This window comes from Nocardia fusca NBRC 14340 (assembly GCF_001618425.1).
Lineage (GTDB): Bacteria > Actinomycetota > Actinomycetes > Mycobacteriales > Mycobacteriaceae > Nocardia > Nocardia fusca.
In genome coordinates this window covers 453,617-466,562 of record NZ_BDCU01000017.1, presented here as the reverse complement: position 1 = coordinate 466,562, position 12,946 = coordinate 453,617, and the positions used below count along the sequence as shown (strand labels likewise).

12 protein-coding genes are annotated in these 12,946 nt (G+C 70.3%); 11 read left to right on the top strand and 1 reads right to left on the bottom strand.

Going from position 1 to position 12,946, the window contains the following annotated elements:
* Positions 1-6 precede the first annotated feature (6 nt).
* A complete protein-coding gene (trmD, locus tag NF4_RS08620) occupies positions 7-693 on the top strand; it encodes a tRNA (guanosine(37)-N1)-methyltransferase TrmD (RefSeq protein WP_063126888.1) in 687 nt (228 codons plus the stop codon).
* 118 nt (positions 694-811) lie between these two features.
* Here trmD and NF4_RS08615 read toward each other — a convergent pair whose 3' ends face one another.
* Positions 812-1,666 (bottom strand): helix-turn-helix transcriptional regulator, encoded by an 855-nt coding sequence (locus NF4_RS08615; protein WP_063126690.1) that lies wholly within the window; start codon positions 1,664-1,666, stop codon positions 812-814.
* A 92-nt stretch (positions 1,667-1,758) separates the two neighbouring features.
* Here NF4_RS08615 and NF4_RS08610 point away from each other — a divergent pair, with 92 nt between their 5' ends.
* The 10 genes from NF4_RS08610 (at position 1,759) to dprA (ending at position 12,805) form a co-directional block, all read left to right on the top strand.
* Positions 1,759-3,384, top strand: a complete 1,626-nt coding sequence (locus NF4_RS08610) for an AMP-binding protein (protein ID WP_063126689.1) — start codon at positions 1,759-1,761, stop codon at positions 3,382-3,384.
* Between the two features lie 156 nt (positions 3,385-3,540).
* Positions 3,541-5,979 (top strand): Tex family protein, encoded by a 2,439-nt coding sequence (locus tag NF4_RS08605; RefSeq protein ID WP_063126887.1) that lies wholly within the window; start codon positions 3,541-3,543, stop codon positions 5,977-5,979.
* 24 nt (positions 5,980-6,003) lie between these two features.
* Positions 6,004-6,936 (top strand): TrkH family potassium uptake protein, encoded by a 933-nt coding sequence (locus tag NF4_RS08600; protein WP_063126688.1) that lies wholly within the window; start codon positions 6,004-6,006, stop codon positions 6,934-6,936.
* A gap of 122 nt (positions 6,937-7,058) precedes the next feature.
* Positions 7,059-7,400: a 50S ribosomal protein L19 gene (rplS, locus tag NF4_RS08595; RefSeq protein WP_030521783.1), complete on the top strand. Its 342-nt coding sequence runs from the start codon at positions 7,059-7,061 to the stop codon at positions 7,398-7,400.
* A 113-nt stretch (positions 7,401-7,513) separates the two neighbouring features.
* Positions 7,514-8,296 carry a signal peptidase I gene (lepB, locus tag NF4_RS08590; protein ID WP_063059653.1) on the top strand — a complete coding sequence of 261 codons (783 nt, stop codon included), beginning with the start codon at positions 7,514-7,516 and terminating at the stop codon, positions 8,294-8,296.
* A gap of 135 nt (positions 8,297-8,431) precedes the next feature.
* Entirely contained in the window at positions 8,432-9,178 is a 747-nt protein-coding gene (locus tag NF4_RS08585) for a ribonuclease HII (protein ID WP_084532956.1), read from the top strand.
* Positions 9,179-9,316: 138 nt separating this feature from the next.
* Positions 9,317-9,622: a DUF2469 domain-containing protein gene (locus tag NF4_RS08580; RefSeq protein WP_011210678.1), complete on the top strand. Its 306-nt coding sequence runs from the start codon at positions 9,317-9,319 to the stop codon at positions 9,620-9,622.
* A 134-nt stretch (positions 9,623-9,756) separates the two neighbouring features.
* Positions 9,757-10,113 carry a YraN family protein gene (locus NF4_RS08575; RefSeq protein WP_063126687.1) on the top strand — a complete coding sequence of 119 codons (357 nt, stop codon included), beginning with the start codon at positions 9,757-9,759 and terminating at the stop codon, positions 10,111-10,113.
* Positions 10,113-11,624, top strand: coding sequence for a YifB family Mg chelatase-like AAA ATPase (locus tag NF4_RS08570; protein ID WP_063126686.1), 1,512 nt, complete (start codon positions 10,113-10,115; stop codon positions 11,622-11,624). Before NF4_RS08575 ends, NF4_RS08570 begins: the two co-directional genes overlap by 1 nt.
* Complete coding sequence (gene dprA, locus NF4_RS08565) at positions 11,621-12,805, top strand: DNA-processing protein DprA (protein WP_232330358.1); 1,185 nt, start codon at positions 11,621-11,623, stop codon at positions 12,803-12,805. Before NF4_RS08570 ends, dprA begins: the two co-directional genes overlap by 4 nt.
* Positions 12,806-12,946: the final 141 nt, after the last annotated feature.

Below are 12,946 nucleotides of genomic sequence, written 5' to 3'. Positions count from 1 at the left end.
GGCGTCATGAGGATCGACGTGGTCACCATCTTCCCGGAATACCTGGACCCGTTGCGCACCGCGCTGCTGGGCAAGGCCATCGACAAGGGCGTCGTGTCGGTGGACGTGCACGATCTGCGGCGCTGGACCCACGATGTGCACAAATCCGTCGACGATTCGCCCTACGGCGGCGGGCCCGGCATGGTGATGAAACCCGTCGTCTGGGGGGACGCGCTCGACGCGGTGTGCCCGGACGCCGCCCTGCTCGTGGTGCCCACACCCGCCGGCGTCCCGTTCACCCAGGAGACCGCGCAGCGGTGGGCCGGAGAAGAACACCTGGTGTTCGCCTGCGGCCGCTACGAGGGTATCGATCAGCGGGTGTTCGACGACGCGGCCCGCCGGGTCCGGGTCGAAGAGGTCAGTATCGGGGATTACGTGCTGATCGGCGGCGAGGCCGCGGTCCTGGTGATGACCGAGGCGGTGGTCCGGTTGATTCCCGGCGTACTCGGCAATCAGCAGTCACACGAACAGGATTCGTTCTCCGACGGGTTGCTCGAGGGCCCCAGCTACACCCGCCCGGTGAGCTGGCGGGGACTCGAGGTCCCGCCGATCCTGCTGTCCGGAGACCATGCCCGGATCGCGGCGTGGCGGCGGGAGCAGTCGCTGATCCGCACGCGGGAACGGCGACCGGATCTGCTGCCCGATACGGACTGAGCCGCGTGACCCGGGTGGGGATCGCGTATGAACCGGGCGGCAATTCGGGACCGGCGGAGTACAGGGGCAGCCCGATCATTGCGCGGCAGGCGCCGCGTCCCCGTGGCGGTCGGCGCAGTCAGGGAATGATGCCGAGACGACGGGCGGTGGCCACGGCTTCGTGCCGCGAATGGGCGTCGAGTTTGCGCATCGCGCTGCGCAGATAACTCTTGACCGTTTCCGGGCCCAGCGAAAGCCGTTGAGCGACAGCCTGGTTGGAGCAACCCAGCGCGACCTGAGAGAGTACATCGATTTCGCGGCGCGCGAGCCGCGGCGCATCGGGGTCGGGCCCGCCGGCGAGTGCGCGGGTGAGCCGCTCACCGACCTCCCGCAACCTGTCCCGCATATGCACATCGCCGGCCGCGTCCGCGATGGCGCGCAATTCGGCCTGGACCACGCGCAATTCCTCGGCCACCACACCGTCGGTAGCGGGGGCGGGAGCGGTCATATCCAGCAGGCGCAACCGCCGGTCCACCTCGTCGCGGATGCCGATCTCGGTGGCGAGCCGGCGCCCGGCCTGCACCAGCGCGTCGGCGGTCCGGTCGCCGAGCGGACCGGGGCCCCTGGTCGCCGCGTACAGCACCGCCCGCGAACGACCCGACACCACCACCGGTACCGCGACCACCGACCGGAGGCCCTCCCCGAGTACCGGACCGTCGTAGTGATGCGTGATCGAGAGCGCGTTGCCGTAGTCGGAGACCGCGGCGGGCCGGCGCGAATCCACGACCCGGCCACCCAGCCCGGACGCGCGGGTCACCGACAGACCGCGCAGGCCATTGGTCCGGACCCCGGCGAACTCGGTCAGCCGCAGGGTGTCGGCGCTGACCTCGCCGCCGAAGATCACCGGCACCCCGGCGACACCCGCCAGCCGCCGGATCTCGGCGCGCAAGGCGTCGCCGTCGCGCGGGCGCAGCAGCGGCGGGGAAGTGGACATCGGGTTGTCACCCCTTTTCGGGGGTAGTGCCGGACCTGGTGTGACCTACATCCTATGGCAACACACCGGCCGGACGACCGAGGAGATGTGAGATGGGTGCCGATCCGAACGCGCGGGTACGCGAATTGCTGGACGCCTACGACGGGCTCGACGCCTGCGCGGCGGAGTTGCTGTGCGACCGGCATCCGGCCGACGCCGTCGCGTTCACGGTGATCGACAGCGATCTGTCGGCGATCGATCTCACCTACGGTGAACTGCGCGCCCGGTCCGAACGTTTCGCCGCGGCCCTGACCTGGCTCGGTGTGGGCCCCGGCGACCAGGTCGCGACGCTGATGGCGAAATCGGTCGATCTGGTGGTGGTGCTGCTCGGCATCTGGCGTCGCGGAGCGGTACACGTCCCGCTGTTCACCGCGTTCGCCCCGCCCGCCATCGCGTTCCGGCTCCAGGCCTCCGGCGCTTCGGTGGTGATTGCCGATCCGGACCAGGTCGGCAAACTGGCGCCGGGCGGCGATATGCCGGCGGATCCGCCCTGGCGCACCGTCGTCACCGGCGATACCGACGTCCCGGGCGCCCTGCGGATGGACGAGTTGCCGACCGCCGGGGCCGGAACCGAACCACCGGCGGTGGTGGGTGGGGACGGACTGCTCGTCCAGCTGTTCACCAGCGGTACCACCGGTACCCCGAAGGGCGTGCCGATTCCGGTGCGCGCGCTGGCGTCGTTCCACGCCTATCAGGAGTTCGCGCTGGACGTCCGCCCCGACGACGTCTTCTGGAACGCCGCCGACCCGGGCTGGGCCTACGGGCTCTACTACGCGATCCTCGGTCCGCTGGCGTCCGGAACCCGCAGCCTGCTGCTGCACGCCGGCTTCTCCCCGGCGCTGACCTGGCAGGTGCTGGAACGCTTCGGGGTCACCAATTTCGCGGCCGCGCCCACCGTCTACCGGGCCCTGCGCGCCGGCGAGCCGGGCAACCCGGTCCGGCTGCGCCGGGCCTCCTCCGCGGGTGAACCGTTGACACCGGAGGTGGTGGCCTGGTCGGCGGAACATCTCGGGGTGGCGGTCCGCGACCACTACGGCCAGACCGAGCACGGCATGGTCATCTGCAACGCCTGGCACGACGATCTGGATACGGCCGCGCCCGCGGGTTCCATGGGCCGCCCGCTACCGGGCTGGGCCTGCGCCGTTCTGGCCGACGACGCGGATACCGAGGCTCCGGCGGGCGAGCTGGGCCGGATCGCCATCGACGCCGAAAGCAGTGCGCTGCTGTGGTTCCTCGGCTACCTGGACGCGCCCGAACAGACCGCGCAGCGCTTCACCGCCGACGGCCGCTGGTATCTCACCGGCGACGCCGGTTCTCGTGATGCCGACGGATACTTCCACTTCTCCGCCCGCGACGACGATGTGATCATCATGTCCGGGTACCGGATCGGCCCGTTCGATGTCGAGAGCGTGCTGGTGCTGCACGACCAGGTCGCCGAGGCCGCGGTCGTCGGTCTCCCCGACGAGTTGCGCGGCGAAGTGCTCGAGGCGTTCGTGGTGCTGCGCGGTGACACCGCCGGTTCCCCGGAACTGGAAGCGCAGCTGCAGGCACTGGTGAAGCAGAAGTTCGCCGCGCACGCCTACCCCCGCCGGGTGCATTTCGTCGCCACGCTGCCCAAGACCCCCAGTGGGAAGGTGCAGCGGTTCCTGTTGCGGCAGCAGGGGCGCGCCGCCGGATGACCGGGCCCGCTGTACCCGGTCCCGGGGCAGCCGGGGCCGGGCGCGGTCCGGCTGTCGCCGGGCGAATGTAGTGTGCGGGTGGTGACGACAGTGCCGCAGACCTCGGACCCCGAGACCATCCCCACCGACTCGCCTGCAGACCCCGGTACCGGCCCGGTGGTGTCCGGCTCCGTCAGCCGGCGCATCGCCGACGAGCTCTCGGTGCGGGAGAACCAGGTCCGGGCTGCCGTCGAGCTACTGGACGCCGGGTCGACGGTGCCGTTCATCGCCCGGTACCGCAAGGAGGTCACCGGCGGGCTGGACGACGCCCAGCTGCGTACCCTCGAGGAACGCCTGCACTATCTGCGCGAACTCGACGAGCGCCGGGCCACGATCATCGAATCCATTCGCGGCCAGGGCAAACTCGACGAGGCGCTGCACCGGCAGCTGCTGCTGGCCGACACCAAGGCCCGGCTCGAGGACATCTACCTTCCCTATAAGCCCAAGCGCCGCACCAAGGCTCAGATAGCACGCGAGGCCGGGCACGAACCCGTGGCCGACGCGCTGCTCGAGAACCCGGACACCGACCCGGCCGGGTACTCCGCCGAACAGCTCGAGGGCGCGCGCGCCATCCTCGTCGAGCGGTTCGCCGAAGACGCCGATCTGGTGGGCGAACTCCGCGAACTCATGTGGAACCGGGGCCGGCTCACCGCCACGGTACGTCCCGGTAAGGAAGAGGCCGGGGCGAAATTCGCCGACTACTTCGAATTCGGCGAGGAATTCGCCAGCCTGCCCTCCCATCGCATCCTGGCGCTGCTGCGCGGCGAGAAGGAAGAGGTGCTCAGCCTGCACCTCGACCCCGAACCCGCCGATTCCGAGCTCGCCCCCGGCGAGCGCAGCACCTACGAGGCGCGGATCGCCCAGCGGTTCTCGATCGCCGACGCCGGGCGCGCCGCCGACGGCTGGCTGCTCGACACCGTGCGCTGGGCCTGGCGGACCAAACTCCAGGTGAGCCTGGGTATCGACACCCGGATGCGGTTGCGGCAGGCGGCCGAACGCGATGCGGTGGATGTCTTCGCCGCCAACCTGCGCGATCTGCTGCTGGCCGCGCCGGCCGGCACCCGCACCACCATGGGCCTGGATCCGGGCTATCGCACCGGAGTCAAGGTCGCCGTGGTCGACGGCACCGGCAAGGTCCTCGCGACCGAGGTCGTGTACCCGCACAAACCGCAGAACCAGACCGAGAAATCGCTGGCCGTGCTCGGCGCCCTGGTGGCGCGGTTCGGTGTCGAGCTCATCGCCATCGGCAACGGGACGGCCTCCCGGGAAACCGACGCGCTGGCCGCGCAACTCATCGAACGGATCCCGGAGAACAAACCGACCAAGATCGTGGTCTCCGAGGCCGGGGCATCGGTGTACTCCGCATCGGCCTACGCCACCCAGGAACTGCCCGATATGGACGTCTCGCTGCGCGGCGCGGTCTCCATCGCGCGCCGGTTGCAGGACCCGCTGGCCGAACTGGTCAAGATCGAGCCGAAATCGATCGGTGTCGGCCAGTACCAGCACGATGTCTCGGAAACCCTGCTGGCCCGGTCGCTGGGCGCGGTGGTGGAGGACGCGGTGAACGCGGTCGGCGTCGATGTGAACACCGCCTCGGTGCCGCTGCTCTCGCGGGTCTCCGGTGTCACCGGCTCGGTGGCCGAGAGCATTGTGGCGCACCGCGATCAGCACGGTCCCTTCCGCAGCCGCACCGCCCTGCTCGACGTCCCGCGGCTGGGCCCCAAGGCGTTCGAACAGTGCGCCGGCTTCCTGCGGATCCGCGGCGGGGACGATCCGCTCGACACCTCGGCCGTGCACCCGGAGGCCTATCCGGTGGTGCGCCGGATCCTCGATTCCACCGGTACCGGAATCGCCGAGGTCATCGGCAACGGCGCGGTCCTGCGCACGCTGCGCCCGGCGGATTTCACCGATGAGAAATTCGGTGTCCCCACGGTGACCGACATCATCAGCGAACTCGAGAAGCCCGGCCGCGATCCGCGCCCGGAGTTCAAGACCGCGGAATTCGCGGCGGGAATCGAGAAGGTCGCCGATCTGGAGCCGGGCATGGTGCTGGAGGGCGTCGTCACCAATGTCGCCGCGTTCGGTGCCTTCGTCGACATCGGTGTGCACCAGGACGGTCTGGTCCATGTCTCGGCGATGTCGCGCAATTTCGTGCGCGACCCGCGTGAGGTGGTCAAATCCGGCGATGTGGTCAAGGTGAAGGTGCTCGAGGTCGATGTCGCGCGCCAGCGTATCGGGTTGTCGCTGCGGCTCGACGACGAACCCGGGGCGGGTAAGCCCGAACGCGGTCAAGGTCCCGGCGACCGTGGCCGCGGCCAGGGCGGCCGGGACGGCGGCGGCCGGACCGGTGGCCGCGAGGGCGGCGCCCGTGGCCAGGGCCGTAACGAGAAGAACCGCGGTGCGCAGGGCAACGGTCAGAGCACCGGTGGCCGCGGCGGCGGTAACGGTGGCGGTCAGGGACGCAATCGCGGGCAGGGCCGGGACGGCCGGCGCGATAATGCTCCTGTGAACGGTGCCATGGCCGAGGCGTTGCGCCGGGCGGGTTTCGGGAAGTGACCACGAGCTGAATCGGGGGCCGGTATGCGGCAGTGGCTGTCCGAGGACGTGATCGCCGCGGGCCGGCTCCCGCTGCTCTGCTTTCTGGTCGGCTTCATCACCGGCTTCCTGATGATCCGGCTCAGCGTCCGACTCATCCGGGCCCGGGTGCGCTGGTGGCCCGGCAACCTGAAGTCCGGCGGTGTGCATATCCACCACATGGTGTTCGGCGTGGTGCTGGTGCTGATCTCCGGTATCGGGATGATCGCCGGGGCCGCGGGGAACAGCACCGGCACGGCGTCGGTGCTGGCCGCCACCTTCGGTGTCGGGGCCGCGCTCGTACTGGACGAATTCGCGCTGCTGTACTACCTGCGGGATGTGTACTGGGAGGAGCAGGGACGGACCTCGGTGGACGCGGTGTTCGTCGCCCTCGCGGTCACCGGCCTGCTGCTGCTGGGTTTCCATCCGCTGTGGTTGCTGGAGATCAACGGTGTGCGGCACCAGCCCGGCGTCGGCACGCGGCTGCTGGTCGCCGGATTCGCGGTGGTGAACCTGGCGCTGGCTGCCGTGGTCATCGCCAAGGGCAAGATCTGGACCGGGCTGTTCGGTATGTTCTTCCTGCCGCTACTGGTCGTGGGTGCGCTGCGGCTGAGCCGGCCGGGAGCCCCGTGGGCGCGGTGGCGCTACGGCAGCCGACGGCGGCTCATGTACCGCGCCATCGTGCGGGAACGCCGGTACCGGCGCCCGGTGATCCGGGCCAAGATCTTCGTCCAGGACCTGATCGCCGGCAGTCCGGATGTCGATCATGCGCGGTCGGCGGCCGAGGTGGAACTGACGCGTACAGTGGTACCGGCGCCGCCCCCACCGCCGCGGCAGCATCCGCTGCTGCAGGATCTGCACCTGTGGCCGCCGGATCGGCGCGGCGACGCCGACGAAGTGGAGGCCCCGGCCGGGCCGGTTTCCGAAAGCGACCGCTGATCTGGCACAATGCACAGGTTGCCCTGGGCATGACCCGGGCGCATCCCACATTCGGAGCACGAACCGGTCGAGCATTCGCGCCGCCAGGTTCCTCTGTTCGCGCGACCATCAGAAGGATGATCATGAACACCCTTGATTTCGTCGACGAGAGCTCGCTGCGCAGCGACGTCCCCGACTTCCGTCCGGGCGACACCCTCAATGTGCACGTGAAGGTCATCGAGGGCTCCAAGGAACGTATCCAGGTCTTCAAGGGCGTCGTCATCCGGCGCCAGGGCGGCGGTATCCGCGAGACCTTCACCGTGCGCAAGGTGTCGTTCGGTGTCGGTGTGGAGCGCACCTTCCCGGTGCACAGCCCCACCATCGATCACATCGATGTGGTGACCCGCGGTGATGTCCGCCGGGCCAAGCTGTACTACCTGCGGGAGCTGCGCGGTAAGGCCGCCAAGATCAAGGAAAAGCGCTGACCCGTCGCTGACCGCCGACACCCGTGCGCCGCGCCGCACCACGGTGACCTCGGCGAACGGCATATGTAGCCCGGTGCCACGAATCCGTTGTGGCACCGGGCTACGCTGTTCGCGTGGCAGATGAGAGTTGGTCGGTTTCGGGATCCGATTCCAGGAACGAACCGCCGAGAAGGCGTCGTGCGCGAAAGCAGGTCAAAGCGAAGCGGCAGCGGCCGTTCTGGCAGGAACTCCCCATCCTGCTGGTCATCGCCGCGATCATCGCCGCCCTCATGGTCACCTTCGTCGGCCGCCCCTATGTCATTCCCTCCCAGTCCATGGAACCCACCCTGCACGGTTGCGCCGGCTGCACCGGCGACCGGATCTACGTGCAGAAGGTGAGCTACTACTGGAGCGATCCGAAGCCCGGGGACGTGGTCGTATTCGTCGGCCCGCCGTCCTGGAACGATCACTACGTCTCGATCCGCTCCGACAATCCCGCCGTGCGCGGTATCCAGAACTTCTTCGCCTTCTTCGGCCTGGTCCCGCCCGATGAGAACGACCTGGTGAAACGCGTGATCGCGGTCGGCGGCCAGACCGTGGAGTGCTGCGATGAGCAGGGCCGGATCATGGTGGACGGGAAACCGCTGGACGAGCCCTACGTCGCCGACGACTACCCGTGGGTGGCGGGCCAGCAGAACGCCGCCTATCCGGTGGGCCGGGTCTTCGGGCCGGTACTGGTACCGCCGGGCCACCTGTGGGTGATGGGCGACAACCGCAACGAGTCGCGTGATTCCCGCGCCCATGTCGGCGACGACCTGCAGGGCACGGTGCCCATCGAGAACGTCCGCGGCAAGGCCGTATTCAAGATCTGGCCGCCCGGCCGGATCGGTCCGGTGACATCGCAGAATCCGCAATAGACGAGTCGGCGCCGCGCCGATCGTCTTGCCGGACAAGTCGTTCGACCCGGTCGGGACCGGACCTACCGGTGCCGTGCCCGATCCCGTGCGCGATAATCGGGCCGTGGTTCCGATCATCCTGCCGCGAGGTGGCCAGTGACACGTAGCAGCCGTGCCGCCGGTGCGGGACGAGACAGCAGCTGGCCGCCGCGCGTGGTGATACGCAAGGCCGCGGGTCTGCGGACGCTCGATTCGGCGCTGATACGCAGCGGTCTGGGGCCGGTCGCGGGCGTCGACGAGGCGGGTCGCGGTCCGAGCGCCGGGCCACTGGTGGTCGCCGCGTGCGTACTCGCGCCGAAGGCGTCCGCGGCGCTCGCCGGGCTGAACGACTCCAAGAAGCTGACCGAGGCGGCCCGTGAAGCGCTGTTCCCGGTGATCAAGAAGCTCGCGCTGGCCTGGAAGGTGGTCGTGATCCCCGCCGCGGAGATCGATGCCATCGGAATCCACGTCGCCAATATCGAGGGCATGCGCCGGGCGGTGGCCGGGCTGGACTGCTCACCGGGCTATGTGCTCACCGACGGGTTCCGGGTGCCGGGGCTGGCGGTGCCGTCGCTGCCGGTGATCGGCGGTGATGCCAGCGCCGCCTGTATCGCGGCGGCGAGCGTGCTGGCCAAGGTCACCCGGGACCGGATGATGGTCGAGCTCGACCGGCACCGGCCGGGCTACGGTTTCGCCGAGCACAAGGGGTACAACACCACGCAGCATCTCGAAGCGCTGCGCCGGCTCGGTCCCTGTCCGGAACATCGGCGGTCGTGGCGCACGGTGCGCGAATGCGGCGCGCCGATACCCGCGGCGGCCGAATCACTGGCGCTCGCGGCTGCGGAGGCCGGCGGCGCCGCCTGACCGGGGGCCGCGCGGCCGCACCCGGCCCGCAGCGCGGCGCCGCGACGGTGTGCGGCCCGGCCCACGGTGACATGCCCGGGCGTGATGAGCGATGATGTGAGCAGACGCAAGGCGGCGAGAAGGAGGACGTTCCACCAGATGAGTGCCGAGGACCTCGAGAAATACGAAACCGAGATGGAGCTCTCGCTCTACCGGGAGTACAAGGACATCGTCGGCCAGTTCTCGTACGTGGTGGAAACCGAACGCCGCTTCTATCTGGCCAACTCGGTGGAGCTACGACCGCAGAACGCCGACGGCGAGGTGTACTTCGAAGTACGGATGAGCGACGCGTGGGTCTGGGATATGTACCGGCCCGCGCGCTTCGTCAAACACGTCCGGGTGATCACGTTCAAGGACGTGAACATCGAAGAGCTGGAGAAGCCGGACCTGCGGCTGCCCGAATGAGCCGCCGCGGCCGGTGAGTGCCGCTGGGGCGCGCTCCGGAGGAACTTGTCCACAGGCCGCGGGTTGTCCACAGACCGCTTGTTTCCGCAGGTCGGCGCTGTGGGCCCGGTGCGCCGGTGGCAGATGCTGGGGCTGTGGGACACAACACGGCGCTCGGCGCTCAAGGGGAGGAACTGGCGGCCAGATATCTGCAGGCCGCCGGTATGGAGATCGTCTGCCGTAACTGGCGGTGCCGGTACGGCGAACTGGACCTGGTGGTCCGCGACGCGGGAGTGACCGCCTTCGTCGAGGTGAAGACCAGATCGGGGCTCGGATACGGGACACCGGCCGAGGCCGTCACCTACGACAAACGGCAGCGGATCCGGCGCTTGGCGCTGCTCTGGCTCACCGAACAGGACGGCCCCTGGCAGCGGATCCGTTTCGATGTCGTCTCCATCCTGCTCCGGCGGACCGCCGAGCCCGTGATCGAGCACCTGCGGGCGGTGTTCTGATGCCGCTGGGCCGGGCCTGCTCTATCGCGGTGCGTGGGATCGACGGCCAGGTCGTCGAGATCGAGGCCGATATCGGCCAGGGGCTGCCGTCGGTGCATCTGGTGGGTCTGCCCGACACATCGCTCCAGGAATCCCGGGACCGGGTCCGGGCGGCCGTCACCAATACCGGCGAGAAATGGCCGGACGGCCGGGTGATTCTGGCCCTGTCGCCGGCGACGCTGCCGAAGGTGGGTTCCGTCTACGATCTCGCGCTGGCCGTCGCGGTACTGCACGCGGCCGATATCGTGCCCGCCGAGCGGCTCACGGGCACCGTGCTGCTGGGCGAACTGGCCCTCGACGGGCGGTTGCGCCGGGTCCGGGGCATCCTGCCCGCCGTGCTCGCGGCGCGCCGGGCCGGTCGCAAGACGGTGGTGGTCCCCGAGGCAGCCCTTCCGGAAGCGGGCCTCGTCGCCGGAATCCGCGTGCTGGGCGCACCGACACTGCGCGCCGCCGTCGACTGGTTACGGGGCGACGGCGGCCTGGAGGAGTCACCGGGAGTGCACCCACCACCACCGAGCGTCCCGGGCGGAGACCTGCGGGATGTCGCCGGGCAGCACGAAGCGCGCTGGGCGCTGGAGGTCGCCGCGGCCGGTGGGCACCATCTGCTGCTCACGGGCGCCCCCGGGATCGGGAAGACAATGCTGGCCCAGCGTCTGCCCGGAGTGCTGCCGCCGCTGTCGGAGGACGAGGCGCTCGAGGTCACCGCCGTCCATTCGGTCGCCGGTACGCTCTCCGACGAACAACCGCTGATCACCAGCCCGCCGTTCGTCGCCCCGCACCATTCGACGTCGGTGAGCGCCATGGTGGGCGGTGGTTCGGGGTCGGCGCGGCCCGGCGCGGTGAGCCGCGCACACCGCGGGGTGCTGTTCCTGGACGAATGCGCCGAGATCGGTGCCAAGGTGCTCGAGGCGATGCGGACACCGCTGGAGGAGGGCGAGGTACGGATCGCGCGGCGCGACGGGGTGGCCCGCTATCCGGCGCGATTCCAGCTTGTGCTCGCCGCCAACCCCTGTCCCTGCGCCCCGGCCCGCGATGTGGACTGCATCTGTGCGCCGCTCGCACGGCGCCGGTACCTCGGCAAACTATCCGGCCCCCTGATGGACCGCATCGATATCTGGTTGCAGATGCATCCGATATCGGGTGCCGGTCTGGCGGCGGCGGAATCGGAGGACAGCGCGACTGTGCGCGGCCGGGTGATCGCCGCCCGCGCCGCCGCCGTCGCCCGGTGGCGCGACGAGGGATGGCGTACCAACGCCGAGGTCCCCGGGTACGCCCTGCGCCGCCGGTTTCCCCTGCCCGCGGAGACGACGGCTCCGGTCGAGGCGGCGCTGCGACTGGGCCGGATCTCGGCGCGGGGCGCCGACCGGGCGCTGCGGGTCGCGTGGACCGTCTGCGATCTGCGCGGCGGCGATAGGCCCACCGCGCACGATGTGATGCAGGCTCTCGACTTCCGGCAGCGGAGTCCACAGTGAACGCGGCCGGAATCGGCTCGCCGGCCCGGCGGGGGACCGCCGGCGAGCAGGAAGAGCGGCAGCTGGCCTGGGCATATCTGTCCCGAGTGGTTCTCGGGCCGTGCCCGGCGCTCACGGCCCTGATCGACTCGGTCGGGGTACGCGAAGCGGCGCGGGCGGTCCGGGAACGCGCGCTCCCGCCGGTGCTGCGCGCCGCGACCGAGCGGCGGCGGGAACTGGACACGGCCGCGCGGGATCTGGAGGTCATCCGCGACACCGGCGGGCGGCTCGTCACCCCCGACGATCCCGAATGGCCGGCCTGGCGGATGCTGGGCCTGGCTCAGCTCACCCCGGGCCGCGACCCGGACGGTGCGGTGCCGTTGGTGTTCTGGGTCCGGGGCGGCCGGGATCTGGGCGAACTCACCGAGCGGGCGGTGGCGGTGGTGGGCGCCCGCTGTAGCACAGGATACGGCGACCGGGTGACCGGTGAGATCGCCGGAGAACTGGCCGCCCGCGGATGGACGGTCGTATCCGGCGCCGCCTTCGGTGTCGACGGTACGGCGCACCGGGCCGCGCTCGCGGTCGGCGGCGCCACCATCGCCGTGCTGGCCTGCGGCGCCGACCGGCCCTACCCGGCCCAGCACGACCGCCTCATCGCCCGGATCGCCGATACCGGCCTGGTGGTCAGTGAATACCCGCCGGGTACGGTCGCGCGCAAACATCACTTCCTGGCCCGGAATCGGCTGATCGCCGCCCTGTCCGACGGTGTGCTGGTGGTCGAGGCCGGATTGCGCAGTGGCGCGCGGAACACGGTGAAATGGGCCCGCCGGATCGGTCGTCCCGCGCTCGCGGTACCGGGATCGGTGGATTCGGCGGCCTCCGCGGGCTGCCACCGGATGATCCGAGACGGGGAAGCGACCCTCGTCACCGGTCCGGAGGAGGTACTCGCCGATATCGCGCCCCTGCACCTACCGCTGACCACCGGTTCGGCCGGTGCCGATCGTCTCAGCGCTACCGAGTCCCAGGTGCTGGCCGCCCTACCCGCTACCGGCGGCCGGTGGCCGCACGATATCGCAGCAGCGACCGGGATCGCGGCGGCCGAGGTCCGCGCGGCACTCGTCGCGCTCGATCTGGCGGGTGCGGCCTCGCGCGGCGAGGTGGGCTGGTACCGACTGGACCGGGCAGCGGGTCGAGGTGGGTGAACTCCTCGGTAGAGCCGGTCTTCCGAGCGCGGTACGCGGGGATGTAGGTCCGCCGCTGTGGTCCGGGCCCGCCCCGCCTCCCCAACGTCCTGTCGCTGGGTGACGGCCTCGCCGGGATGCGAACCTTCCCAGGCGTCATAT

Coding starts and splice junctions, on each gene's coding strand:
- trmD (WP_063126888.1), top strand. CDS start 7: ATGAGGATCGACGTGGTCACCATCTTCCCGGAATACCTGGACCCGTTG.
- NF4_RS08615 (WP_063126690.1), bottom strand. CDS start 1,666: ATGTCCACTTCCCCGCCGCTGCTGCGCCCGCGCGACGGCGACGCCTTG.
- NF4_RS08610 (WP_063126689.1), top strand. CDS start 1,759: ATGGGTGCCGATCCGAACGCGCGGGTACGCGAATTGCTGGACGCCTAC.
- NF4_RS08600 (WP_063126688.1), top strand. CDS start 6,004: ATGCGGCAGTGGCTGTCCGAGGACGTGATCGCCGCGGGCCGGCTCCCG.
- rplS (WP_030521783.1), top strand. CDS start 7,059: ATGAACACCCTTGATTTCGTCGACGAGAGCTCGCTGCGCAGCGACGTC.
- NF4_RS08580 (WP_011210678.1), top strand. CDS start 9,317: ATGAGTGCCGAGGACCTCGAGAAATACGAAACCGAGATGGAGCTCTCG.
- NF4_RS08570 (WP_063126686.1), top strand. CDS start 10,113: ATGCCGCTGGGCCGGGCCTGCTCTATCGCGGTGCGTGGGATCGACGGC.